Source organism: Variovorax sp. V213 (assembly GCF_041154455.1).
In the GTDB taxonomy this organism is placed as follows: domain Bacteria; phylum Pseudomonadota; class Gammaproteobacteria; order Burkholderiales; family Burkholderiaceae_C; genus Variovorax.
On record NZ_AP028664.1, the window covers coordinates 5,069,603 to 5,094,534 of the forward strand.

Here is a 24,932-nt window from a genome sequence, read left to right on the forward strand (position 1 = left end):
GTTGACCTCAGGGTTTGTACGTGTGTTCAATAGTTTTGTACAGACGTTCAATACGCCCCATGAATGCCCGCACCCCGACCGCCAAACGAAGCGCCCACCGGGCCGCGGCCTTCACCGCCGAAGCGGCCCGGCCCGACCGGCGCCACGCGATCCTGCTGGCGGCCGAGAAACTCTTTGCGCAGCACGGCTACCACGCGGTCACGATCCGCCAGATCGCCGAGGAAGCGGGGGTGCCGCTGGCGCTGGTCGGCTATTACTTCGGGCCCAAGCACGAGCTCTTCCACGCCATCTTCGAACACTGGAGCCACAGCATCGAGGAGCGGCTCGCGGGTCTCAAGGCGGTGAACAACGACCCTGACGACGTACGCACGCTGCCACGCATCATCGAGGCCTTCACGGGGCCGGTGCTGGCGCTGCGCGCGAGCGCCGAGGGCGAGTACTACGCGCTGCTGGTGGCGCGCGAGCTCTATCACGCCACCGAGGAAGCCGACCGCGTGCTGCGCGGCTACTTCGACCCGCTGGCCGAGGCCTACATCGACGCGCTGCACGTCGCGCTGCCGCATGCCACGCGCGGGCAGGCCGCCTGGGGCTACCAGTTCTCGCTCGGGGCGCTGTTGCATCACCTGAACGACAGCCGCATCGAGCGGCTGTCGCACGGCGAGAACCGGCGCAGCGACCCAGCCGTGGCGCCGATGCTCGTGAACTTCATCGTCGGCGGGCTGCGCGCCGCGCTCCCGCGACCCAAGGCCCCGCAGAAGAAAACCACCCCCAGGAGACAAAAGACATGATGAAAAGACGCACCCTGCTGTCGGCGCTGGCCGCCGCATCGGCCGCCGCGGCGCTGCCTTCACGCGCGCAGGCGAACCCGAAGATCGTGTTCGGCTACACGGCCGTGTCCGACTTCGCCTCGGTCTTCGTGGCCGCCGAAGAGGGCTACTTCAAGAAGCGCAACCTCGACGTCGAGCTGAAGTTCATTCCGCTCAACTCCACCATTCCCGCGGCGCTGCAGTCCGACTCGCTGCAGATCGGCGGGCCCACGCCCTCGGTGTTCCTGCAGGCGGTGGACGGCGGGCTCGACCTGGTGCTGGTGGCCGGCGGCGGGCTCACGTCGAAAACCATCACCGGCTTCGGCCTGGTGGCGCGCGCCGGCTCGGGCATCAAGGGGCCGCAGGACTGCGTGGGCAAGAAGATCGGCGTGCCCGGGCTGGGCGCGTTCCTGCACGTGACCTTCCGCGCCTGGCTCAAGGACAGTGGCGTGGACTACCGCAAGGTCAACTTCGTCGAGGCCTCGTTCCCGCAGCATGCCGACCTGCTGCGCGGCGGCTCGGTCGATGCGGTGGTGTCGGCCGACCCGTTCATGAGCCGCATCACCGAAAGCGGCGCGGGCTACGTGGCGTCGTATTACTCCACCTTCCTGCCGGAGAACAACCAGACCATCGTGCATGCGGCCAAGCGCGAATGGGTGGCGAAGAACCCGGCCGCCGCGCGCGCGTTCCGCGAGTCGCTGGTCGAGGCCGCCGCGTTCATGCAGCAGCCGAAGAACGACGCCAAGGTGCGCGGGGCCATCGGCAAGTACATCAAGCTGCCGCCGGAGGTGCTCGCGAAGATCCAGGTCTCGCCCCCCGGCGCCATGGTGAACGAGAAGCAGCTGGGCTACTGGGTCGGCCTGATGAAGGACCAGGACATGCTGAAGACCTCCATCGACGTTGCAAAGTTGATCGCCAAGTGAACGCTGCAGCCGACTTTCTTCGCTTCGACGGCGTCGCGATCCGGCTCGGCGGGCGTGAGATCCTGTCGCCCACCTCCTTCGACGTGGCACGCGGCGAGTTCGTCTGCATCGTGGGCCCGAGCGGCTGCGGCAAGACCACGCTGCTGCGCGCGGCCAGCGGACTGGTCACAGCCAGTGCCGGCGAGGTGCGGCGCAGCGGCGTGAAGATGACCGAGCCTTCGCGCGAAGTGGCTTTCGTGTTCCAGGACTACGGCCGCGCGCTGCTGCCCTGGCGCACGGTCGAAGGCAACGTGAGCCTCGCGCTCGAAGCGGCCGGCGTGCCCGCTGCCGAGCGGGCGCGTCGCATTGCCGATGTGCTCGGCAAGGTCGGCCTGGCCAAGCATGCGCAGAAGTTTCCGGTGCAGCTTTCGGGCGGCATGCAGCAGCGCGCGCAGATTGCCCGCTGCCTGGCGCAGAAGCCCGAGCTGATGATGATGGACGAGCCCTTCGGCGCGCTCGATGCGCTCACGCGCCAGAGCCTGCAGGACGAGCTCGCGCGGCTGGTGCGCGACGACGGACTCACGGTGCTGTTCGTCACGCACGACCTGGAAGAAGCCATCTACCTCGGCGACCGCGTGATCGCATTGCAAGCCAATCCGGGGCCCGGCCGGCCCAGCCTCGCGCGGATGATCGAGGTGAAGATTCCGCGTCCGCGCGACCAGCTCACGACCAAGGAGCATCCCGAGTATCTGCAGCTGCGGCGCGAGCTGTTCGCCTTCATCGAGCAGGGCCATGACTGAACGCCGCCTGCTTCGTTGGGTGCGGCCGTGGGTGTTTCCTGCAATGCTTGCCGCCGCCTTCGAGTGGTACGCGCGGCGCGCGTCCGCGTTGGGCAGCGATGCGCTTGCCCCGCCGAGCGCGGCCGCCAAGGCCTTCGTCGGTGCGGCGCTCGACGGCTCGCTGTGGCAGGCCACCGGCTTCACGCTCGGCACGGCCGCGCTCGGCCTGCTGCTGGGCGCGATGCTCGGCATCGCACTCGGGCTGGTGCTCGGGCTCTCGCGCCGCGCGGCGCAGTGGGGTTCGCTGTCGATCGAGGTGCTGCGGCCCGTGCCTTCGGTGGCGCTGATTCCGCTGGCAATGCTGACCTTCGGATTCGGCGTGCGCATGGAGCTGGCCATCGTCGCCTTCGCCACCTTCTGGCCGCTCGTGGTGCTGGTGCAGTCGGCGGTGCAGCAGATCGAGCCCCGGCTGCTCGAGGTGAGCCGCGTGCTGGGCCTCTCGGCGCGAGAGCGTGCTTTCAAGATCGTGCTGCCCGCCATCGTGCCGCGCCTGTTCGTCGCGCTGCGGCTGGGCGTCGCGGTGGCGCTGGTGGTGGCGGTCACGGTGGAGATCGCGGCCAACCCGAACGGCATGGGCTACGCGATGATGATTGCGCAGCAGAGCTTCGATCCCGCGCTGATGCTCGCGTGGCTGGGCTGGATCGGCGTGGTGGGTTTTGCAATCAACGCGGGCATGGTGCAGTTGCAGCGCGTGGTCGCCCGGCGCATGGGGGTGCTGCCATGAACGCCGACAACCGCCGCCTCGTGGGCATGAACCGGCTCGGTTCGTTCGCCGTGCTGTGCGCATTCATCGCGCTCTGGTGGATGGCGAGCAATGCAGGCTGGGTGAGTCGCGTCTTTCTGCCGACGCCGCAAGCCACCTTGGCAAGCCTGCTCGAGGGGCTCAATCTTTCCGGCGGTTCCGGCCATGGCGAGCTGCTCGCCTTCACGCAGGCCACGGTCGGCCGCATGGTGCAGGGCTGGCTGCTGGCCTCGCTCTTCGGCGTGCTGCTGGGTGCCGCCATCGGCGTGTCGCCCGCGGTGCGCGCGTGGGTGCAGCCGACGCTCGAATTCATCCGCCCCCTGCCCGCTTCGGCACTTCTGCCACTGGCCATTTCGATCTTCGGGCTGAACCCCGGCATGGTGCTGTTCGTGGTGGCCTTCGGCGCGATGTGGCCGGTGCTGCTGGCCACGGTGCACGGCTTCGCGGCGGTGGAGCCGCGGCTGTCGGAAGTGGCCCGCTGCCTGCAGATGTCGCGCGCGGCTTTTGTCTGGAAGATGGGCCTGCCCAATGCCATGCCCGACATCCTGGCCGGCATGCGGCTCGCGTTGACCATTGCGCTCATCGTCGCGGTGGTGGGCGAAATGATCGCTTCGCAAAGCGGCCTGGGCCAGGCCATTCTTCTCGCGGCGCGCGCGTTTCGCGCCAGCGACCTGTTCGCCGGGATCGTGCTGCTCGGGCTCATCGGCTTCGTGAGCAACGCGCTGCTGGCCCTTGCCGAGAAGCGGCTGCTGCGCTGGCGGCAGCCCTGAACTCTCTTCACGCCCCATCAATACCAACACCGCACAAGGAGCCCCCATGCCACGCAAGTTCGTCGACCTCTCGATCTTTCTCGAAAACGATGTGCTGTCCGACCCGCCCGCCTTCGCGCCAAAGATCCAGTACTTCACGCACGAGCAGACCTACGAGCAGATCGAGCCCTTCTTCCCGGGCCTTCAGCGCGAAGACCTGCCCGATGGCGAAGGCTGGGCCGTGGAGCTGGTGCAGCTTTCCACGCACAACGGCACGCACCTCGATGCGCCCTACCACTTCCACTCGACCATGGACAAGGCGCTGGGCGAGAAGAAACCCGCCATCGCCATTCACGAGGTGCCGCTCGAATGGTGCTTCCAGCCCGGCGTGAAGCTCGACTTCCGGCATTTCGCCGATGGCTATGTGGTGACCGCCCACGACGTCGAGGCCGAACTCAAGCGCATCGGCCACACGCTGAGCCCGCTGGAGATCGTGGTGGTGAACACGCGCGCGGGCTCGCGCTACGGCAACCCCGACTACGTGTCGGCCGGCGCGGGCATGGGCTACGAAGCCACCATGTACCTGCTGGAGCGCGGTGTGCGCCTCACGGGCACCGATGCATGGAGCTGGGACGCGCCCTTCGTGCACACCGCCAGGAAGTACGGCGAGACGCACGATGCCTCGCTGATCTGGGAGGGCCACAAGGCCGGCCGCGACATCGGCTACTGCCACCTGGAGAAGCTGCACAACCTGGAGGTGCTGCCGCCTACCGGCTTTTTCATCAGCTGCTTTCCACACAAGATCCGCGGCGCCTCGGCGGGGTGGACGCGCGCGGTGGCGATCTTCGACGATGCGTTGATGGCATCGGTCTGAACGCGAAGGCGTAAAAAACAAATGATTGCGCTCAACCACACGCACGACGCCGGCGCCAGGAGCTGGGTCGACACGGCCAACCTCGAAGGAACCGACTTCCCGATCCAGAACCTGCCGTACGCCGTGTTTCGCCGCGCAGGCAGTCCGGAGCCGTTTCGCGGCGGCGTGGCCATTGGCGACCAGGTGCTCGACATGGCGGCGCTCTCCGTGCGCCAATTGCTCGACGGCCTCGCACTCGATGCAGCGCGTGCCGCCGCGCTGCCGGCGCTGAATGATTTCTTCGCGCTTGGCGGCGCTGCCTGGCAAGCATTGCGCCACGCTGTGTTCGCGGTGCTGCGGGGTGATGCGCCTGCCGCCACGGTGCATGCCGTGCGCGAGTGCCTCGTGCCGCAGGCCGAGGTCGAATACACGGTGCCCGCTCGCATCGGCGACTACACCGACTTCTACACCTCGATCGACCACGCATTGAACATCAGCCGCCTGATGAATCCCGATGGCGACGTGACGCCCAACTTCCGCTGGATTCCGACGGCCTATCACGGGCGCGTATCGACCATCGGCATCAGCGGCCAGCGCTTTCATCGCCCGATGGGCCAGACGATGGCACCGGGCGCGAAGGCGCCCACGTACCACGCCTGTGCGCGGCTCGACTACGAGTTGGAGCTGGGTGTGTGGATCGGCGAAGGCAATGCGGCCGGCGAGCCCATTCCGCTCGCGCGCGCGGAAGAACACATCTTCGGCATCTGCCTGCTCAACGACTGGTCGGCGCGCGACATCCAGTTCTGGGAGATGGCGCCGCTTGGCCCCTTCCTCGCAAAGAACTTCGCGACCACCATCTCGCCGTGGATCGTGACGATGGAAGCGCTTGCGCCCTACCGGCAGGCCTGGACGCGGCCCGCGAACGAGCCCCAGCCGCTCGGCTATCTCGAAAGCCCGGCGAACCGCGAAAGCGGCGCCATCGACATCCGCCTGGAGGTGTGGCTGGAGAGCGAGAAGGCGCGCAACGACAGGAGCGGGCCTTCGCGCCTGTCGCGTACGAGCTTCAAGCACCAGTACTGGAGCGTGGGGCAGATGGTGGCGCACCACACGGTGGGCGGCTGCAGCCTGAACCCGGGCGACCTGTTCGGCAGCGGGACCATCTCGGGACCGGGGCCGGGCGAGGCCGGCGCGATCATCGAGCTGACCCGCGCCGCGCAAAGCCCGGTCACGCTGGCCAATGGCGAAGAGCGCGGATTCCTCGAAGACGGCGATGCCGTGCTGCTGCGCGGCTGGTGCGAAAAGCCGGGGCACGCGCGCATCGGGTTCGGCGAAAGCCGTGGAACCGTGTTGCCGGCCAGGACGCGGAACGTCTGATGGCCCAAAAGAAAAGGCCACCGGTGAGGTGGCCTTTTGCATTAAATGTGGAGCGGGAAAAGAGTCTCGAACTCTCGACCTCAACCTTGGCAAGGTTGCGCTCTACCAACTGAGCTATTCCCGCATTTCAGGAGTCGAATTATAGAGGGATTTTGGGGCTGTTTTGACCGGTCAGGTTTCGAACACCATCGACCTGTGCAGCGACACCCCTGCCATCACGCCGTCGGCGGACGCCAGCGTGGCGTTATGCATCATCATGGCCGCGTCGCCCGCGGCGAACACGCCGGGCACGGTGGTCATCTTCATCGCATCGGTGCGGATGATCGGGCCAAACGGACCTTCGTCGAACGCGCAGCCGAGCTGCTCGGCCAGCGGGCTGCCCGGGCGGGTGCGGGGCGCCATGAAGAGCGCGTCGAGCGGCACGCGCCGGCCGTCGTCGAGGCGCACGGCAGACAGATCCTGCCCCGGCCCTTCCAGCGCCACGATGCGGCCCGGCTCGATGGCCACGCCGCGCGCCTGCAGCTTGGCACGCGCCTCGTCCTCGACCGTGTTGTTGCCATTCAGGAAAAGCGTGGCCGGCCCCCACTCGGCGATCAGCATCGCGTGGTCCGGCGGGTGCGGGCTCTCGAGCAGCACGCCCAGCTGCCGGCCGCTGAATTCATAGCCGTGGCAGTAAGGGCAGTGCAGCACGCTGGCGCCCCAGCGTTCGCGCAGGCCGGCGATGTCCGGAAAGCCGTCCTGCACGCCGAACGCCAATATGAGCTTGGCGGCCGACACCTGTTGTCGATCGCTGCCGTCCAGCGATGCGGTGAACCCGCCCGCGTCGTCGGCCTGGGCACCGACCACGCTGCCTTCGATGAAAGTGACGTTCGGGTACGCGAGCAGCTTGGCGCGCGCATCGGCAATCATCTTCGAGGGCGGCATGCCGTCCTGGCCGAAGAAGCCGTGCGAAGCGGCGGCAAAGCGGTTGCGCGGCGAGCCCGCGTCGACCACGCACACCTTCTTGCGTGCACGGGCAAGCTGCATCGCAGCGGAGAGGCCGGCAAAACTGCCGCCCACGATGAGAGCGTCATGGCGCATGTTCGATGTCCTTGTGAGTGAAGCCGCCGCCCGTCATGCGGCGATGAAAGTCCTTCGAGAGATCGGCCAGCGTGATGCTGTTGAAACGCTTTCGCAGCAAGGCCTCGGCCTCCTGGCAGGCGCCGTCGAGCGCCGCATTCACGGCCTGCTCGACCACGCAGCCGGGACTCTCGGTGCGGTTGCCCATGGCCAGCAGTGCGGGCGAACCCACGGCGTTGTGAATGTCACCCAAGGTCACGGCGGCCAGCGGGCACGACAGCACCCAGCCGCCGCCGTGGCCCTTGGCCGAGCTCACGAAGCCCGCCTGGCGCAGGCCCGCCATGACCCGGCGCACCACCACCGGATTGGTGTGCATGGCAACGGCCAGCGATTCGGACGTGACGGGCCCGTCCATCTCGGCCATGTGCAGCAGCACGTGGAGAACGCCTGAAAGCTTGCTGTCTCGTTTCATGCAACATTATTAGTTGCATGAAAGCACAGGCATTCAGAATCGCGGATATTGACCCTGCCGGCCCTGCGGTTGCCGCAGCCGCCGCCTGTTATCGTCGGCCGCCCTTCCCCCTCGAGCCGCCAGCCCACGCATGTCCGCAGCCCCTCCCTCGATCCTCATCGACGCCGCCCTGCGCGGCGTGCTGATTGCGTTGCTGCTCCTGCTGGCGCTGGTGCTGGGCCGCGATCGGCCGCGCCTGTCGGCCGCGCGGGCCGGGGCGGCACTGGCGCTCGGCTTATGCGTCCAGGTCATTGACTCCACCCCGATGTTCGAGGCGCTCGTGCCCTGGATCTGGCAAGCGCCGCTGGTGGCGGTGTCGGTCGGCAACGCCGTGCTGTTCTGGGTGTTCGTGCAGGCGCTGTTCGATGACGACTTCACGCTGCGGCCGCTGCATGCCGCGGCCTGGGTGTCGGTTGCGGCGCTGGCGGCGTTCAACTGCGCGGCCGTGGCCGACGGCTCGGCCATGGCATCGGTCATGCGAGGCTTGCAGCGCGCGGTACCGCTGGTGTTCGCGGTGCTTGCCGCGCTTGCCGCGGCTTCGCATTGGCGCGGCGATCTGGTGGAGAAGAGGCGCCGGCTGCGCGTGTTCATCGTGGTGGCCGGCATCGGCTACAGCCTGGCGATGGTCGGGGTTCGGCTGGCCTCGCCGCATGGCCGGCTCTCGGGCATGTCGGCCACGGCGGACGCAGCGATGCTGCTGTTGATCGTCGCAGCGGTGGCGTGGCGGATGCTGCGGCTCGCGGGGTCGGAGCTGTTTCCGACGGCGCAGGTGCCGGCGGTGCTTCCTGCTGTGCCGACTGTCCAGCCTGCCGCGGTCGAACCCCTCGCCCAGCCGGTGGCCGGACGCAGATCGGAAACCGAGCCCGATCCGGCAGAAGATCGTCTCGCCGAATCCCTGCAGCACCTCATGGCGGTCGATCGCGCCTACCGCAGCGAGGACCTGAGCATCGCCAGCCTTGCCGCACGGCTGGCCGCGCCCGAGTACCGGCTGCGGCGGCTCATCAACCAGCGGTTGGGGCATCGCAATTTCAACGCCTTCGTCAATGGCTTCCGGCTGGCCGAGGCACTGGCGGCGCTGGCGGATCCGGGCAAGCGCGACCTGCCCATCCTCACCATCGCCCTCACCGCGGGCTTTCAGTCCATCGGTCCGTTCAATCGCGCGTTCAAGACGGCCACGGGCCTCACGCCCACCGAATTCCGCAAGCAGAAGCTGGCCGATTCCTGAAATCGGCCAACCGAAAGCCGCGCTTGCGGCTTTCAGCAAGACGCGGCGAGCAGGCTGGGGCATTCTCCGGCTCGCTGAAGGCATGGGCCTTCGATGACCACCAGGAGTTCGATCCGATGCGACGTCTGTTTCTCTTTCTGCCGGCCTTGGGGTTGGCGCTGCTCTCCGGGCTGGTGCATGCCGCCGTGGGATTTGCCGAGATTCCCGGCACCGCCGGCGATGGCCCGGTCACCGTGTTCTATCCGTCGAGCGGCGAGGCCCGTCCGATGCGGCGCGGCCCTTTCACGCTGGACGTGGCGGCGGAGGGCACGCCTGTTCGCGGCAACGGCCGGCTGATTGTGGTTTCGCACGGGTCGGGCGGCGCGCCATGGGTCCATGCGGACCTGGCACGCAGCTTCGTGGATGCCGGCTTCATCGTGGCGATGCCCGAGCACAAGGCCGACAACTACAAGGACACCAGCAACCCGGGTCCCGGCAGCTGGGCGATGCGCCCGGCCGAAGTGTCGCGCGCCATCGACGCGGTGGCGCGCGATGCACGCCTTGCGCCGCTGCTCGAACTCGACAAGGTGGGGATGTACGGCATGTCGGCCGGCGGCCACACCGCGCTGAGCCTGGCGGGCGGGCGCTGGTCGCCGGCCGCATTCACGCGGCATTGCGAAGCCAACCTCGAAGGCGACTTCCAATCCTGCGTCGGTCTGATCACGCGGCTGACGGGGAGCTGGTTCGACGGCCTCCGCAAATGGGGCGCGCTGCTCGTGATCCGCCGCCGCTTTGCGGACGACACGCCGCAGGGGCACGACGATCCGCGCATCGCCGCCGTGGTGGCCGGCGTGCCGTCTTCGGCTGATTTCGACATGGCCTCGCTCGCCACGCCGCGCGTGCCGCTGGGGCTGGTCACCGCGCGCGAGGACCGCTGGCTGATCCGGCGCTATCACAGCGACCGCGTGCTCGCGGCCTGCCGGCCGCGCTGCGAACTGATTGCAGACCTGCCCAGGGGCGGCCATGGCGCCCTGCTCTCGCCCCTGCCGCCGGGGCTCACGGGATTGATCGGCGACATGCTCAACGATCCACCGGGGTTCGACCGCGCCGCGCTGCTGCCGGAAGTGAACCGCAAGACAACGGCCTTCTTCAGCACGCATCTGCTGCCTTGAGTGCCGGCTTGGACCGGGGCCCTAACGCACGAGCCCCGGTTTCCGACGACGGAGACGTCCCACAAGAGCGAGCGGCCCTCTCGCACATGGCGACATAGGAGCCGCCCGCGACGGTAGCGACCGAACTGGCCCCAAGCCGGTTCTGGCCGGGTCACCGGCCATCTTCAAACGAAAGGAAAAGTCACCTATGAAGCAGCAACAACAACACAAGTCCATCATCGTCGGCGCCTTGCTCGCAGGCCTGCTTGCCGTGAGCGGCTTCGCACAGGCACAAGGCGTGGGTGTCGGCGTGGGCGTGAATGCCGATGTCAACACCTCGGGCGCCGTCAAGACCGCGCCAGCCCAGGGCAGTGCAGGCGCAGGGGCGGGAACCTCCGCAACGGCTGGCACCTCCGGCACCTCCACTGGCGGGAATGCCGGCGGTGCAGCGGGCGGGCTGGGCAACACGCTCGGCGGTGTGGTGGGCGGTGCAACGGGTGCCGTGGGCAAAGCGACCGATACGGTCGGCGGTGCCACCGGGGCTGTGAGCGGTGCGACGGGCGCCGTCGGTGGCGCCACCAATGCGGCGGGCGGCGTCACGAACACCGTGGGCGGCACGCTGAACAGCGCGACCGGCGCCGTGGGCTCGGCCGGCGGCGCAGTGAAGCCGTCGGGCGCCGGCGTGAAGGCCAGCGGCAAGGCGAAGGGCTCGGGCGCCGTCGACGTCACGAAGTAAGACGCTACGGCCGTAGCGCCCATGAAGCCCGCAACGCTCGCGTGTTGCGGGCTTCTTTGTGTTTCGAATCAGGCGGTCGCCTCGAGCCTGAAGAGGCTCGTCACTTCGACGTCGAGCACCATCAATTCGCGCTGGTTGAAGAGCCGCCAGCGCCAGCGCAGGATGCCGAGCGTGGGCCGCTTCCCGGAACGCCGCGCCTCGATGACGTCGGCCACGAGCCGCAAGGCATCGCCGGGCCGCACCGGATGGGGCCATCGCACATGCTCGAGCCCGGGCGACGCGAACGACTCGGAGCCTTGGAGCGCGGCATCGACCACGAGGCGCATCGCGATGGAACAGGTGTGCCAGCCGCTCGCGATCAGCCCGCCAAAGGCGCTGTCCGCCGCGGCCACGGGATCGGTGTGGAACCACTGCGGGTCGTAGGCCTGCGCGAACCCGATCAGCTCCGCTTCGGAAACGACATAGGGTCCGGCCTCGATGACCTGGCCGGGGTGGAAGTCGGCGAACTTCATTCGCCGGAGCTTAGTAGGTTTCGAGATGCAGGCGGCCTTCGCGCTTCAGTGCGGCGCCGACCGTGTCCCAGTCAAGCCCGGCTTCCGTGGCCACATCGCGCAATGCGAGCACCACGCCTTCTTCCATGCTCTTGAGGCCGCACACGTAGAAGTGGCTCGCGCCGTCTTTCAGCAGCGCGGCCAGGTCGGCGGCGCGCTCGCGCATCAGGTCCTGCACGTAGCGCTTGGGCTGGCCGGGCGTGCGCGAGAACGCGAGGTTGATGTCGATGAAGTCTTTCGGCAGCGACTGCAGCGGACCGAAGTACGGCAGCTCCTGCTGGGTGCGCGCGCCGAAGAACAGCATGAGCTTGCCGCCTTCGAACTTGCCGCTCTTGCGCAGGCGCCGGCGCCATTCGGTCATGGCGCGCATCGGTGCGCTGCCGGTGCCGGTGCAGATCATCACGATGTGCGACCTGGGATGGTTCGGCATCAGGAACGAGGTACCGAAGGGCCCGACCACCTGCACCGTGTCGCCCACCTTCAGGTCGCACACGTAGTTGGAGCACACGCCGCGCACCGGGTCGCCCTGGTGGTCTTCGGTCACGCGCTTCACGGTGAGCGACACGTTGTTGTAGCCGGGCCGCTCGCCGTTGCGCGGGCTGGCGACCGAATACTGGCGCGCATGGTGGCGCTTGCCAATGGCATCGACACCCGGCGCAATGATGCCGATCGACTGGCCTTCGAGCACCGGGAACGGCACCACGCCGAAGTCGAGCACGATGTGGTGCGTCTCGCTGTCGAAGCCCGCCTCGGTGCAGTTGAAGTTGCCGACCACGGTGGCGGTGGTCGGCGCCTTGGGCGCAAACAGGTTGGTGTAGGCGTGCGCGGCCGACCACGGGGGCACGGTGGCGCCGTATTGCGCCGAGTTGAAAACCGGCTCGACGGATTCGACCGCGGCCTGGGCTTGCGCCTGGGTTTGCGCCGGCACGGCGGCTGCCGCATCGCCGGCCGCTTCGGCGGACACGCCCGCGGCTTCCAGCTCTTCGGTCGAAAGCTCGGCGGGCAGCGACTCCCAGGTGAACTGCTCCTCGATGGAGTACGCGCGCACCAGCGGCATCGTGCGCCAGTTGTCGATCGAGCCCGTGGGGCACGGCGAGATGCAGGCCATGCAGCCATTGCAGATGTCGGCCCGCACGACGTAGTTGTTGTCGTCGTGCGTGATCGCGTTGACGGGGCAGGTGGCCTCGCAGGTATTGCAGCGGATGCAGATCTCGGGGTCGATCAGGTGCTGCTTGATCACCCCGGCTTCAACGGCCATGTCCATGTTTTTTCTCCTTTCCCTCGCCCCTTGGGGAGAGGGTCAGGGTGAGGGGGCGGCAGCTTGTCGTGGGGACACCGCCTACCCTCACCCCTGCCCTCTCCCCGAGGGGAGAGGGAGCCATACCAATCAGCCGAAACGCACGTACTCGAAATCGACCGGCTGGCGGTTGATGCCCATCACCGGCGGCGAGATCCAGCCAGCGAACTTCCCCGGCTCCACGACGCGGCCCATCAACGATGCCACGAAAGCGAAGTCTTCGGCGCTCGGCAGCCATTCGTCCCTCTTCGCGGCCCATTCGACCTCGTTCACGACGCGGCCTTCGGGCGACATCTTGATGCCCGCAAGCGCGCCGATCTGGCGGTTGAATGCCTTGTGCGGCACGGTCAGGCGGGTCGGGATGCCGGCCTTCTCGAGCACCTTGTTCCAGCGGCCCACGCCGGCCACCGAGTCCTTGATGAAGTCGTCGCGCAGCACTTCGTTGAGCGCGTTGAGCATCGGCACGTCCTTCTCGACGAGCTGGCCGTCCTTCACCTCGAGGACCTTGTAGGTCTGGCCCTTGAGCACGTGGTCGTCGCCTCGCTTGCCTTCCTCGTAGCGGCCCTTCAGGCCCGAGCTGTAGAAGATGGCGGCGTTGCTCGACTGGTCGGCGCCGAACAGGTCGATGGTCACGCTGTAGTGGAAGTTGAGGTAGCGCTGGATGGTGCCCAGGTCGATGGCGCCGGCCGCGCGCACCTTCAGCGGGTCGTCGGTCTTCAGCTCGTTCATCACCTGCGCGGTGCGCGCCAGGACGCGCGAGACGCCGCTCTCGCCCACGAACATGTGATGCGCTTCTTCGGTCAGCATGAACTTCGTGGTGCGCGCCAGCGGATCGAACGCGCTCTCGGCCAGCGCGGCCAGCTGGAACTTGCCGTCGCGGTCGGTGAAGTAGGTGAACATGAAGAACGCGAGCCAGTCGGGCGTCTTCTCGTTGAAGGCGCCCAGGATGCGCGGGTTGTTGGCGTCGCCCGAAGTGCGCTGCAGCAGCGCCTCGGCTTCTTCGCGGCCGTCGCGGCCGAAGTGCTTGTGCAGCAGGTAGACCATCGCCCACAGGTGGCGCCCTTCTTCCACGTTGATCTGGAACAGGTTGCGCAGGTCATACATGCTCGGCGCGGTCAGGCCAAGGTGGCGCTGCTGCTCGACCGATGCGGGCTCGGTGTCGCCCTGCGTCACGATGATGCGGCGCAGGTTGGCGCGGTGTTCGCCGGGCACGTCCTGCCAGGCCTTCTCGCCCTTGTGGTCGCCGAAGTGGATCTCGCGGTTGGCATCGCCCGGGTTCAGGAAAATGCCCCAGCGGTAGTCGCGCATCTTCACGTGGCCGAACTGCGCCCAGCCCTGCGGATCGACGCTCACCGCCGTGCGCAGGTACACCTCGTGGTTGGTCGATCCCTCGGGGCCCACGTCGTCCCACCAGTTGATGAAGTTGGGTTGCCAGCCTTCGAGCGCGCGCTGCAGCGTGCGGTCTTCGCCGAGGTTGACGTTGTTGGGGATCTTCTCGCTGTAGTTGATCGTGCTCATCGTTGTTCCTTGGGTTGTGCGCAGGGCTGCGGGTTCAAACGCGATTCAAGTCGAAGCCGGCCTTTTCGCCGGTGCCATAGACCTTCAGCGCGCCCTTTTCGCCCACGGCGTTGGGGCGGTTGAAGATCCAGTTCTGCCAGGCGGTGAGCCGGCCGAAGATGCGGGTGGCCATGTTCTCCTGGCTTGCGAAGCGCAGGTTGGCTTCGAGGCCGGTGAGCGCGTCGGGCGACATGGCGGCGCGCTCTTCGATGGCGATGCGGATCTCGTCCTCCCAGTCGATGTCGTCGGGCGCGGCGGTCACGAGGCCGAGCTTCAGCGCCTCGTCGGCGTCCAGCGGCTTGCCGGCGGCGGCGCGGGCGGCGTCGAGTGGCGCAGCCTCTTCATAGAAGCGGCGCTGCAGGCGGCTCTGGTCGTTCACCATCGGGAAGAAGCCGAGGTTGAACTCGTTGAGCACGAGCTTCGGTGCGCGCCCGGCATCGTCGGGCAGCGCCAGCATGTAGGTTCGGTCGGCCGCAAAAGCCACCTCGGCCAGCGTGCCGGCAAAGCAGGAACCCGCTTCGACCAGCGCGAACAGGCTGCGCGACGACACATCGAGGCGCGCCAACGTGCGGCGCAGCGCGCCGATGGTTTCGCGCACCAGCCAGTGGTCCTTGTGGGCGAGCATCACGGCGTCCGATGCGAGCACGGCCTGCGCGTCGCCTTCGGTCTTGAGCAGCCAGGTGCCGATGTCGAGCTCGTTGGTGCGCAGGTTGAGGATGGCGTCGTCCAGCTGGCGGCACATGGCGAGCGGCCACCACGCGGCGCCGGCCGCTTCGATGGCGGCGATGTCCGCGGGCTGCGCGCCGGTGGGCGCCTTGATGGTGATGGTCGCGGTGCGCTTGCTGCGGTCGATCTGGATGTCGACGTGCGAGTAGCTGAGGCTGTCGGCGGTTTCGTTGCGCTCGAGGCGGGTCAACACCACGCCCTTGCCATTCGCGGGGCGGTCGCTGCCCGCGGCGAGCTGCGATGCACGCTCCTGCACGGCGGCGGCGAATTGCGCGGGCTTGGCCACCGCATCGACCAGGCGCCAGTCGACCGCGCGCTGGCCGCGCACGCCTTCGACGCTGGTGCAGAAGATGTCGGCGAGGTCGTGGCGCACATGGCGCTTGTCGGTCACGCGGGTGAGGCCGCCGGTGCCGGGCAGCACGCCGAGCAGCGGCACTTCGGGCAGCGACACAGCCGAGGAGCGGTCGTCCACCAGCAGGATCTCGTCGCAGGCCAGCGCCAGCTCGTAGCCGCCGCCGGCGCAGGCGCCGTTCACGGCCGCGATGAACTTCAGGCCCGAGTGCTTGGACGAGTCTTCGATGCCGTTGCGCGTCTCGTTGGTGAACTTGCAGAAGTTCACCTTCCAGGCATGGCTCGACACGCCGAGCATGAAGATGTTGGCACCCGAACAGAAGATGCGGTCCTTGCCGCTGGTGACGATCACGCTGCGCACTTCGGGGTGCTCGAAGCGCACGCGGTTGAGTGCGTCGTTCAGTTCGATGTCCACGCCCAGGTCGTAGCTGTTGAGCTTGAGCTTGTAGCCGGGGCGGATGCCGCCGTCTTCCGCAATGTCGAGCACCAGGCGCGCCACGGGGCCCTCGAAGCTGAGCTTCCAGTGCTTGTATTGCGCGGGTTCGATACGGTAGTCGACGCGCGAAGGCGCCTGAAGGGTCGTGGTTTCGGTCATACGGAAGTCTCCTGTGGGCCAGATGCAAACCGGAAGAATAATGCATCTTCTGGTTCCGATGACATGCATCATGCTGCATGCGAACAGGCAAGTCAATGCCTGAATCGCTTTTTTTCAATTCAGCCGTTCAGGCGCCGGGGCGCATGGATTGGTGTGCGACGGCGCGCAGCGCCTGGAAGCTTTGCGCCAGGGTCCTGCCGCTCGTGTCCACCGACAGGTCGGCCTTCGAATAGAAGGCCGCGCGGCCATTCAGGATGCGCCGCAGGTCTTCCATGGCTTCCTTGCTGGCCGCCATCGGGCGGGTGTCGCCCTGGGCGGCCACGCGGCCCATGTGTTCCTCGGGCGCGGCCTGCAGCCACACGGTGGTGCAGTGCGCGAGCAGCTCGTTGAATGTGGCCGGGTCGGACACGATGCCGCCCGGCGTGGCAATGACCACTTCGCTGTAGATCTGGATGGTTTCCTCGAGCGCGCGGCGCTCGTAGCGGCGGTAGGCGTTGGTGCCGTAGAGGTCGTGGATCTCGCGCACGCTGCAGCCCGCCAGCGTTTCGATCTCGCGGCTCAGCTCGATGAAAGGCACTTCGAGGTCTTCCGCCAGCATCTGCCCGAGCGTCGACTTGCCCGCGCCGCGCAGGCCCACGAGCGCGATGCGCCGGTGCCGCGCCGGATCGACCGAGGCCGTGCCCAGCAGCTCGCCCAGCGCCACGCGCACGCGGCGCAGGTCGGCTTCGCTGCGGTGCTCGAGCAGTTCGCGAATCAGCAGCCATTCGGGCGAGCTGGTGGTCACATCGCCGACCAGCTCGGCCAGCGAGCAGTGCAGCGCGCCGGCCACCTGCTGCAACACGAGGATCGACGCATTGCCGATGCCGTACTCGAGGTTGGCGAGGTGCCGCTCCGAGACGCCGGCCGCCACCGCCACCGCCTTGCGCGTGAGGCCGCGCTGCGCGCGCAGGTTGCGCACACGGTCGCCCAGAGCTGCCAGCAATGGATTCCTGGCTTCTCCCGGCGGTGTGGCATTGCTGGCGTGGTTGCCGTCGCGCGCGGCGGGCAGCACCGCGTCTACATGCTCGTTCATGCAAGTCCTCGTTCTTGGCCGGGATTGTGCGCGCTCAGGGTAAACACCATATATGCACTATATTGCTTGACACCCGATGTCTCGGTGCTTATTGTTCGACCACAAGCAAGATACTGCACGCACACCAATCCTGCAAGGTACATCGTAAGTTTCGCTGTGGCACCACCCCTGCCAGCCAGCCTCCCAAAGGAAGCCCGCCAATGTCCAGCAAGGAAGCATTTCACCAGTTGATCGCCGGCCTGACCGCCGAAATTGCCGGCAGGCCGCTCGACGAACAACTCGACCAGTGGCTCAACGCCACCCATGGTGCGGGCAGCCCCCGTTTCGAGCAGCTGCGCCAGGCCTGCATCGGCGGCGTGGCCGAAGGCTGGCTGTGCGAGCGCGAAGGCGGCGGCATCAAGTATGGCCGCGTGTTCAAGGCCGAAGACGCGCTGCACCGGTTCTCGGTCGACGTGGTCGACATGCAGGACATCGCCGGGCCGCACCACACGCATCCGAATGGCGAGATCGACCTGATCATGCCACTCGAAGGCAGCGCCGATGCCACCTTCGACGGACGGCCGGCGGGCTGGTGCGTCTACGGGCCCGGCACTGCGCACCGGCCGACCGTGGCGCAAGGCCGCGCACTCGTTCTCTATCTACTGCCCGAAGGGCAGATCAAATTCACCCAATGACCGAGCTCCTCCCCAACCACGTCGCCGGCCGCTGGCAAAGCGGATCGGGCGCCGGCACGCCTCTGTTCGACCCGGTGCTGGGCACCGAGCTCGCGCGCGTCGACGCCACCGGCCTCGACCTGCCCGCCGCCTTTGCCTTTGCGCGCGAACAGGGCGGCAACGCGCTGCGCGCCCTCACCTACCGCCAGCGCGCGGCGCTGCTCGGCGCCATCGTGAAGGTGCTGCAGGCCAACCGCGACGCTTACTACGAGATTGCCACGGCCAATTCGGGCACCGTGAAGAACGATTCGGCCGTCGACATCGACGGTGCGATCTTCACGCTCGGCCAGTACGCCAAGTGGGGCGACGGCCTGGGCGACGTGCGCGCGCTGCGCGACGGCGATGCGGCCAGGCTCGGCAAGGAGCCGATGTTCCAGTCGCAGCATCTGCAGCTGCCGACGCAGGGCGTGGCGCTGTTCATCAACGCCTTCAACTTCCCCTCCTGGGGACTGTGGGAAAAGGCCGCGCCCGCGCTGCTTTCGGGCGTGCCCGTGATCGTGAAGCCTGCCACGGCCACCGCCTGGCTCACGCAGCGCATGGTCAAGGACGTGGTCGACGCGGGCGTGCTGCCCGCGGGCGCACTTTCGGTGGTCTGCGGCAGTTCCGCGGGCTTGATGGATGCGCTGCAGCCTTTCGACGTGGTCTCTTTCACCGGCTCTGCCGAAACGGCGGCGGTGATCCGCTCGCACCCGGCCGTGGCCGAGCGTTCGGTGCGTGTGAACATCGAGGCCGACAGCCTCAACAGCGCCCTGCTGCTGCCCGGCGCCGCGCCCGGCAGCGACGCCTTCAACCTGCTCGTGCGCGAAGTGGCGCGCGAGATGACGGTGAAGTCGGGCCAGAAGTGCACCGCCATCCGCCGCATCCTGGTGCCGGCCGAGGTGTACGACGCCGTGGCCGAAGCCATTGGCGCCAAGCTCAAGGGCGTGGCCGTCGGCAACCCGCGCAACGAGAGCGTGCGCATGGGCTCGCTCGTGAGCCGCGCACAGCTGGACGCAGTGAATGAAGGCCTGGAAGCACTGTCGGCGCAGACCACCGTGCTGTACGACGGCCGCAAGACGCCGCTGATCGAGGCCGACCCGGCAGTGGCTGCCTGCATCGGCCCGGTGCTGCTGGGCGCGCGCGATGCCGATGCGGCAGAGCGCGTGCACGACGTGGAAGTGTTCGGCCCTGTCGCCACGCTGCTGCCCTACCGCGACCTTGCGCATGGCATCGCGCTGGCGCATCGCGGCCAGGGTTCTCTGGTGACTTCGCTCTACGGCAGCGACGACGCCGCGTTGGCAGAGGCCGCGCTGGCCGTCGCACCGAGCCACGGCCGCGTGCACGTGGTCACGCCCGAAGTGGCCCAGGCCCACACCGGCCACGGCAACGTGATGCCGATGTCGCTGCACGGCGGCCCCGGCCGCGCCGGCGGTGGCGCCGAACTGGGCGGATTGCGCGCGCTGGACTTCTACCATCGCCGCAGCGCCGTGCAAGCGAGCCCCGGCGTGCTCGCGCAGCTCGGCCTCTAGAAAAAGAACACGGCCCAAGGAGACCCCATGACGAGCCCGCCCGCACGATTCAATTTTGCCGAACACCTGTTCGCCCTCAACCGCGGCCGTGCCGATCGCACCGCCTACATCGACGACCGCGGCACGCTCGGCTACGGCCAGCTCGAAGAGCGCGCGCGCCGCCTGGCCGCCGCTTTGAAGGCCGCCGGCGTGCGCCGCGAGGAACGCGTGCTGCTGCTGATGCTCGACAGCAGCGACTGGCCGGTGAGCTTCCTGGGCTGCCTGTATGCGGGCGTCGTTCCCGTCGCCGTCAACACGCTGCTCACGCCCGACGACTACGCCTACATGCTGGACCACAGCCGCGCCCAGGCCGTGCTGGTGTCGGGTGCGCTGCTGCCCACGCTGCAGGAGGCGATGACCCGCGGCGCGCACGAAGTGCACACGCTGATCGTTTCGCAGCCGACGGGTGCGCTGCCGGCAGGCGGGCAGGAATTCGAAGCTGCGCTCGCCGCTGCCGAGCCGATGGCATCGCCCGCGCCCACGGCCTCGGACGATCCCGGCTTCTGGCTGTATTCGTCCGGCTCCACCGGCAAGCCCAAGGGCACGGTCCACACGCACGCCAACCTGTGGTGGACGGCCGAGCTTTACGGCAAGCCGGTGCTCGGGCTCACCGAGAACGACGTCTGCTTCTCGGCCGCGAAGATGTACTTTGCGTACGGGCTCGGCAACGCGCTGACCTTTCCCCTTTCGGTCGGTGCGACCGTCGTGCTGATGGCCGAGCGCCCGACACCCGACGCTACCTTCCGCCGCTGGGTGGAGCACAAACCCACCGTGTTCTTCGGCGCACCCACCGGCTTTGCCGGCATGCTCGCCTCCCCGAAGCTGCCGCCGCGCGAAGCCGTCGCATTGCGCATGTGTTCTTCCGCCGGGGAGGCCTTGCCCGGCGAGATCGCGCAACGCTTCAAGGCGCACTTCGGCTGCGAGATCATCGACGGCATCGGCTCCACCGAGATGCTGCACATCTTCCTCTCCAACCGGCCCGGCGACGTGCGCTACGGCACCACCGGCAAGCCGGTGGAAGGCTATGAGGTCGAGCTGCGCGGCGAGGACGGCCGGCCGGTGCCCGATGGCGAAGTGGGCGACCTCTACATCCGCGGCCCGAGCTCGGCGCTGATGTACTGGTGCAACCGCGAGAAGTCGCGCGAGACCTTCCAGGGCGGCTGGACCAAGAGCGGCGACAAGTACACGCGCGATGCCGACGGCTACTACACTTACGCCGGCCGCAGCGACGACATGCTGAAGGTCAGCGGCATCTACGTGTCGCCCTTCGAGGTCGAGGCCACGCTGATGCAGCACCCCGCGGTGCTCGAGGCCGCGGTGATCGGCAAGGAAGATTCGGACGGCCTCACCAAGACCAAGGCTTTCGTCGTTCTGAAAGACGGCCAATCGATCACGGACGACGAGCTGAAGGCTTTCGTGAAAGAGCGGCTCGCACCGTACAAGTACCCGCGCTTTCTGGAGTTCGTCCAGGAACTGCCGAAGACGGCGACGGGGAAGATCCAGCGGTTCAGGCTGCGGGAAAGGGAGAAGCAGGCATGAGGTTTCCGCTGCGTCCCCTCTCCCAGAGGGAGAGGGAGTAACAGCCATGACCACCGACTTCGCCACCATCGAATGGCGCGGCCGCCCTGTCCGCATCGAGTGCCAGTGGATCGCACCCGAGCGGAAGAATGCGCCGCTCATCGTCTTCCTCCACGAAGGCCTGGGCTCGGTCGCCATGTGGAAGGACTTTCCCGCGCAAGTCTGCCAAGCCGCCGGCGCGCGCGGCCTCGTGTTCTCGCGACCCGGCTACGGCCGCTCCACGCCGCGTGAAGCAAACGAGATCTGGGACGTCGACTTCATGCACCGCCAGGCGCACGAAGTGCTGCCCGCGCTGTTCGCCGCGCTGACGATCGGCGACGAAAAACCCTGGCTCTTCGGCCACAGCGACGGCGGCTCGATCAGCCTGCTGTATGCCTCGCGCTTTCCCGGCAACGTGTCCGGCCTGGTGGTTCTTGCCCCGCACATCTTCGTGGAAGACGTGACCGTGGCGAACATCGAACAGGCCCGCAGCGCCTACCTCGGCACCGACCTGCCGAAGAAGCTCGGCCGCTACCACGACAGCGCCGACTCCGCCTTCTGGGGCTGGAACCGCATCTGGCTGCACCCGCCCTTCCGTGAATGGAACATCGAGTCCGAGCTCGATACCATCCGCTGCCCGGTGCTCGCCATCCAGGGCATCGACGACGAATACGGCACCCTTGCGCAAATCCGCGGCATCGCGGCGCGCGTGCCCGGCTGCGAACTGGTGGAAATCCCCGAATGCGGGCATTCCCCGCATCGCGATCAGCCGGATCGTGTCATCGTCGCGACCACTTCTTTCATTGGCAAAAACAGGAGACAGCCATCATGACCATCCGCACCGCCCGCCTCGCGCTCACGGCGATCGCATTCGCCGCCCTGGCATCCGCCGCCAGCGCCCAGGGCACCGGCAAGCTCAAGGTCGGCCTGATGCTGCCGTACAGCGGCACCTACACCGCACTGGGCGTGGCCATCGAAAACGGCTTCAAGCTCTACGTGGAAGAACACGGCGGCAAGCTCGCCGGCCGCGAGATCGAATACTTCAAGGTCGACGACGAGTCCGATCCCGCCAAGGCGACCGACAACGTCAACAAGCTGATCAAGCGCGACAACGTCGACGTGATCGTGGGCACCGTGCACTCCGGCGTCGCCATGGCCATGGCCAAGGCCGCGAAGGAAAGCGGCACCGTGCTGATCGTGCCGAACGCCGGCGCCGACGCGGTCACGGGCCCGATGTGCGCGCCCAACATCTTCCGCAGCTCGTTCAGCAACTGGCAGCCGGCGTTCGCCATGGGCGAGGTCGCCGCCAAGCAGCAGGGCAAGAAGAAGGCGATGACCATCACCTGGAAATACGCGGCCGGCGACGAGTCGGTCAACGGCTTCAAGGAAGGCTTCGAGAAGAACGGCGGCAAGGTCGAGAAGCAGCTCACGCTGCCGTTTCCCAACGTCGAGTTCCAGGCCCTCCTGACCGAGATCGCGGCGGCCAAGCCTGATGCGGTGTACGCCTTCTTCGCGGGCGGCGGCGCGGTGAAGTTCGTCAAGGACTATCAGGCAGCGGGCCTCAACAAGACCATTCCGCTCTACGGCCCGGGCTTCCTGACCGACGGCACGCTCGATGCGCAGGGCGAAGCTGCGCAAGGCATGCTGACCACGCTGCACTACGCCGACGGCCTCAACACCGCGCGCGACAACGCCTTCCGCGTCGGCTACGCCAAGGCCTTCAAGCTGCAGCCCGACGTGTATGCCGTGCAGGGCTACGACGCGGCGCAGATGCTGGGCGTGGGCCTCGCCGCCACCAAGGGCGACATCGGCAAGAAGGCCGAGTTCACGGCCGCCATCGAGAAAGCGAAGATCGACAGCCCGCGCGGCACGTTCACCATGAGCAAGTCGCACAACCCGGTGCAGGACATCTATCTGCGCAAGGTGGAAGGCAAGGAGAACAAGCTGGTGAGCACGGCGATCAAGGGTCTCGCAGACCCCGCGCGCGGCTGCAGGATGTAACCCACCCCCGTCCCTCGCTCACTTCGTGTAGCTCGACTCCCCCTCAAGGGGGCGACACCAGCGGCCCGGCAAAGCCGGTTCCGCGGTGTCCCCCGAACATCGCGGGCGCTGTCGCGCCACGCTCCCTTCACGGTCTCACAGGGATGAACCCAACGTGGATTTCGGCACCTTCCTCGTCCAGTGCCTGAACTCGGTTCAGTACGGACTCCTTCTCTTCCTGGTGGCCTCGGGGCTCACGCTGATCTTCGGGATCATGGGCGTGATCAACCTCGCCCACGGCAGCTTCTACATGATCGGCGCGTACATGGCGTTCGCGCTCGCGCCGCTGTTCGGCGACCAGTTTCTCTTGATGCTGGGGGCCGGCGTGGTGCTGGCGGCCGTCTTCGGCTACCTGCTCGAATGGGCCTTCTTCAGCTACCTGTACCAGCGCGACCACCTTCAGCAGGTGCTGATGACCTACGGGCTCATCCTCGTGTTCGAGGAACTGCGCTCCATCCTCGTGGGCAACGACGTGCATGGCGTGAAGGTGCCGGCATGGCTCGACGGCAGCTTTGCGCTCGGCAACGTCATGAGCTACCCGTGGTACCGGCTCTTTGCCTCGGCCGCGTGCATCGTGCTTGCGGCGGGTTTGTATTGGGTGGTCAACCGCACGCGGCTCGGCATGATGATCCGCGCGGGCGCGAGCAACCGCGACATGGTGCGCGGCCTGGGCATCGACGTGAAGCGGCTCTACCGCATCGTGTTCGCAGCCGGCGTGGCGCTGGCGGCGCTGGCCGGGATGATCGCGGCGCCGATGTCCTCGGTGTATCCGAACATGGGCGCGAGCGTGCTCATCATCTGCTTCGTGCTGGTGGTGATCGGCGGCATCGGCTCGATCACCGGCGCGCTGCTGGCCTCGCTGCTGGTGGGCTTCGTCGACACCTTCGGCAAGGTGTTCTTCGCGGACCTCGCCGGCATCGGCATCTACCTGTTGATGGCCATCGTGCTGATCTGGAAGCCCGAAGGGCTGATGGGGAGGCGGCCATGACCGAAGCCACCACCTCCATGCGCACAACCTCCCTGCGGCTCGGCGCATTCGCCGTGCCGGTGGCCTGCGCCATTGCCATCGGCGTGTTCGGCCCGCTCATGGGCAACTACGTCTCGGACTTCGTCGTCAAGGTGATGATCCTGTCGATCTTCGCGTTGAGCCTCGAACTGCTGGTCGGCATGACCGGGCTCGTGAGCCTGGGACATGCGGCGTTCTACGGCATCGGCGCCTACGTCACGGTACTGGCCTCGGGCAGCGAGGGCGGCAACCTCGCGCTGCTGCTGCCGGCGGCCATGGGCGTGGCGGCGCTCTACGCATTGTTCGTGGGCGCCCTGAGCCTGCGCACGCGCGGCGTGTACTTCATCATGGTGACGCTGGCCTTCGCGCAGATGGCCTTCTTCGTGTTCCACGACACCAAGGTGGGCGGCGGCAGCGACGGCATCTACATGTACGTGCGGCCGGCCATCGGCAAGCTCGACATGGAGAACCGCATGGTGCTGTTCTACGTGGTGCTCGCGTCGCTGGTGTTCACCTACGGCCTGCTGGCGCTGGTTCGCCGCTCGCGCTTCGGCGCGGCGCTGGCGGGCATCCGCGTGAACGAGCAGCGCATGCGCGCGGCGGGTTTTCCGGTGTATGGGTACAAGCTCGCGGCCTTCGTGCTGGCGGGCGCGCTGGCCGGGCTGGCGGGATTTCTGCTGGCCTCGCGCGATGGCGTGGTCAACCCCGAGCTCATGGCATGGCACAACTCGGGCGAGGTGCTGCTGATGGTGATCCTGGGTGGCCTCGGCCATTTGCGCGGCGCGGTCATCGGCGCCGTTGCGTTCACGCTGCTGAAGGAGATCTTCTCGACGCACGCCGTGATGGGCCCGCTCGCGGACCACTGGCAGCTGACGCTGGGCATCGCGATCATCGTCTTCGTGGCGCTGTTGCCCAAGGGTCTCATCGGCCTGGTGAAGCGCTTGTCTCCAAAGGAGGCCGCATGACCTGCTCCCGGTGTTTCTCCCTCCCCTCC

24 protein-coding genes and 1 tRNA gene are annotated in these 24,932 nt (G+C 67.5%); 17 read left to right on the forward strand and 8 right to left on the reverse strand.

The window, feature by feature from the left end; genetic code table 11:
* The first annotated feature begins 59 nt into the window (after window positions 1–59).
* From ACAM55_RS23905 to fahA, 7 genes are read left to right on the forward strand one after another with little or no spacing between them, the layout of a single operon-like run.
* A complete protein-coding gene (locus tag ACAM55_RS23905; protein ID WP_369653904.1) occupies window positions 60–788 on the forward strand; it encodes a TetR family transcriptional regulator in 729 nt (242 codons plus the stop codon).
* Window positions 785–1,729, forward strand: a complete 945-nt coding sequence (locus tag ACAM55_RS23910; RefSeq protein WP_369653905.1) for an ABC transporter substrate-binding protein — start codon at window positions 785–787, stop codon at window positions 1,727–1,729. The genes ACAM55_RS23905 and ACAM55_RS23910 overlap by 4 nt, the downstream gene beginning before the upstream one ends.
* Entirely contained in the window at window positions 1,726–2,508 is a 783-nt protein-coding gene (locus ACAM55_RS23915) for an ABC transporter ATP-binding protein (protein ID WP_369653906.1), read from the forward strand. The genes ACAM55_RS23910 and ACAM55_RS23915 overlap by 4 nt, the downstream gene beginning before the upstream one ends.
* On the forward strand, window positions 2,501–3,271 hold the full coding sequence (locus ACAM55_RS23920; protein WP_369653907.1) for an ABC transporter permease: 771 nt from the start codon (window positions 2,501–2,503) through the stop codon (window positions 3,269–3,271). Before ACAM55_RS23915 ends, ACAM55_RS23920 begins: the two co-directional genes overlap by 8 nt.
* On the forward strand, window positions 3,268–4,059 hold the full coding sequence (locus tag ACAM55_RS23925; RefSeq protein WP_369653908.1) for an ABC transporter permease: 792 nt from the start codon (window positions 3,268–3,270) through the stop codon (window positions 4,057–4,059). The genes ACAM55_RS23920 and ACAM55_RS23925 overlap by 4 nt, the downstream gene beginning before the upstream one ends.
* 46 nt (window positions 4,060–4,105) lie before the next feature.
* Window positions 4,106–4,912 (forward strand): cyclase family protein, encoded by an 807-nt coding sequence (locus ACAM55_RS23930; RefSeq protein WP_369653909.1) that lies wholly within the window; start codon window positions 4,106–4,108, stop codon window positions 4,910–4,912.
* 21 nt (window positions 4,913–4,933) lie between these two features.
* Window positions 4,934–6,265: a fumarylacetoacetase gene (gene fahA, locus ACAM55_RS23935; protein WP_369653910.1), complete on the forward strand. Its 1,332-nt coding sequence runs from the start codon at window positions 4,934–4,936 to the stop codon at window positions 6,263–6,265.
* Window positions 6,266–6,313: 48 nt separating this feature from the next.
* Here the strand turns inward: fahA and ACAM55_RS23940 are convergent.
* The 3 genes from ACAM55_RS23940 to ACAM55_RS23950 form a co-directional block, all read right to left on the reverse strand.
* Window positions 6,314–6,389 (reverse strand) — tRNA-Gly (locus ACAM55_RS23940).
* 47 nt (window positions 6,390–6,436) lie between these two features.
* Window positions 6,437–7,345, reverse strand: coding sequence for an NAD(P)/FAD-dependent oxidoreductase (locus ACAM55_RS23945; protein WP_369653911.1), 909 nt, complete (start codon window positions 7,343–7,345; stop codon window positions 6,437–6,439).
* A complete protein-coding gene (locus ACAM55_RS23950; protein WP_369653912.1) occupies window positions 7,335–7,796 on the reverse strand; it encodes an Rrf2 family transcriptional regulator in 462 nt (153 codons plus the stop codon). Before ACAM55_RS23950 ends, ACAM55_RS23945 begins: the two co-directional genes overlap by 11 nt.
* Window positions 7,797–7,926: 130 nt before the next feature.
* Between ACAM55_RS23950 and ACAM55_RS23955 the strand changes: the two genes are divergently transcribed.
* From ACAM55_RS23955 to ACAM55_RS23965, 3 genes are all read left to right on the forward strand, one after another.
* Window positions 7,927–9,060, forward strand: a complete 1,134-nt coding sequence (locus tag ACAM55_RS23955; RefSeq protein ID WP_369653913.1) for a helix-turn-helix domain-containing protein — start codon at window positions 7,927–7,929, stop codon at window positions 9,058–9,060.
* A gap of 116 nt (window positions 9,061–9,176) precedes the next feature.
* A complete protein-coding gene (locus ACAM55_RS23960) occupies window positions 9,177–10,211 on the forward strand; it encodes an alpha/beta hydrolase family protein (RefSeq protein WP_369653914.1) in 1,035 nt (344 codons plus the stop codon).
* A gap of 187 nt (window positions 10,212–10,398) precedes the next feature.
* Window positions 10,399–10,926, forward strand: coding sequence for an adhesin (locus ACAM55_RS23965; protein ID WP_369653915.1), 528 nt, complete (start codon window positions 10,399–10,401; stop codon window positions 10,924–10,926).
* A gap of 68 nt (window positions 10,927–10,994) precedes the next feature.
* Here the strand turns inward: ACAM55_RS23965 and ACAM55_RS23970 are convergent, their stop codons facing one another.
* The 5 genes from ACAM55_RS23970 to ACAM55_RS23990 form a co-directional block, all read right to left on the reverse strand.
* On the reverse strand, window positions 10,995–11,438 hold the full coding sequence (locus tag ACAM55_RS23970; protein WP_369653916.1) for a MaoC family dehydratase: 444 nt from the start codon (window positions 11,436–11,438) through the stop codon (window positions 10,995–10,997).
* Between the two features lie 10 nt (window positions 11,439–11,448).
* Window positions 11,449–12,741 carry a benzoyl-CoA 2,3-epoxidase subunit BoxA gene (gene boxA / locus ACAM55_RS23975; RefSeq protein ID WP_369653917.1) on the reverse strand — a complete coding sequence of 431 codons (1,293 nt, stop codon included), beginning with the start codon at window positions 12,739–12,741 and terminating at the stop codon, window positions 11,449–11,451.
* 123 nt (window positions 12,742–12,864) lie between these two features.
* Complete coding sequence (gene boxB, locus ACAM55_RS23980) at window positions 12,865–14,292, reverse strand: benzoyl-CoA 2,3-epoxidase subunit BoxB (RefSeq protein ID WP_369653918.1); 1,428 nt, start codon at window positions 14,290–14,292, stop codon at window positions 12,865–12,867.
* A 34-nt stretch (window positions 14,293–14,326) separates the two neighbouring features.
* Entirely contained in the window at window positions 14,327–16,003 is a 1,677-nt protein-coding gene (gene boxC / locus ACAM55_RS23985; protein WP_369653919.1) for a 2,3-epoxybenzoyl-CoA dihydrolase, read from the reverse strand.
* A 127-nt stretch (window positions 16,004–16,130) separates the two neighbouring features.
* Complete coding sequence (locus tag ACAM55_RS23990; protein WP_369653920.1) at window positions 16,131–17,075, reverse strand: helix-turn-helix transcriptional regulator; 945 nt, start codon at window positions 17,073–17,075, stop codon at window positions 16,131–16,133.
* A gap of 200 nt (window positions 17,076–17,275) precedes the next feature.
* Here ACAM55_RS23990 and ACAM55_RS23995 point away from each other — a divergent pair, with 200 nt between their 5' ends.
* From ACAM55_RS23995 to ACAM55_RS24025, 7 genes are all read left to right on the forward strand, one after another.
* Window positions 17,276–17,749 (forward strand): DUF4863 family protein, encoded by a 474-nt coding sequence (locus ACAM55_RS23995; protein WP_369653921.1) that lies wholly within the window; start codon window positions 17,276–17,278, stop codon window positions 17,747–17,749.
* Complete coding sequence (locus ACAM55_RS24000) at window positions 17,746–19,296, forward strand: 3,4-dehydroadipyl-CoA semialdehyde dehydrogenase (RefSeq protein ID WP_369653922.1); 1,551 nt, start codon at window positions 17,746–17,748, stop codon at window positions 19,294–19,296. Before ACAM55_RS23995 ends, ACAM55_RS24000 begins: the two co-directional genes overlap by 4 nt.
* A 27-nt stretch (window positions 19,297–19,323) precedes the next feature.
* Window positions 19,324–20,874: a benzoate-CoA ligase family protein gene (locus ACAM55_RS24005; RefSeq protein WP_369653923.1), complete on the forward strand. Its 1,551-nt coding sequence runs from the start codon at window positions 19,324–19,326 to the stop codon at window positions 20,872–20,874.
* A gap of 46 nt (window positions 20,875–20,920) precedes the next feature.
* The gene (locus tag ACAM55_RS24010; protein WP_369653924.1) at window positions 20,921–21,724 is read left to right on the forward strand and encodes an alpha/beta fold hydrolase; all 804 of its coding nucleotides are present in this window, start codon (window positions 20,921–20,923) and stop codon (window positions 21,722–21,724) included.
* Complete coding sequence (locus tag ACAM55_RS24015; RefSeq protein WP_369653925.1) at window positions 21,721–22,893, forward strand: ABC transporter substrate-binding protein; 1,173 nt, start codon at window positions 21,721–21,723, stop codon at window positions 22,891–22,893. Before ACAM55_RS24010 ends, ACAM55_RS24015 begins: the two co-directional genes overlap by 4 nt.
* Before the next feature lie 154 nt (window positions 22,894–23,047).
* Window positions 23,048–23,920 carry a branched-chain amino acid ABC transporter permease gene (locus ACAM55_RS24020; RefSeq protein WP_369653926.1) on the forward strand — a complete coding sequence of 291 codons (873 nt, stop codon included), beginning with the start codon at window positions 23,048–23,050 and terminating at the stop codon, window positions 23,918–23,920.
* Complete coding sequence (locus tag ACAM55_RS24025) at window positions 23,917–24,903, forward strand: branched-chain amino acid ABC transporter permease (RefSeq protein WP_369653927.1); 987 nt, start codon at window positions 23,917–23,919, stop codon at window positions 24,901–24,903. Before ACAM55_RS24020 ends, ACAM55_RS24025 begins: the two co-directional genes overlap by 4 nt.
* The last annotated feature ends 29 nt before the right edge of the window (window positions 24,904–24,932 follow it).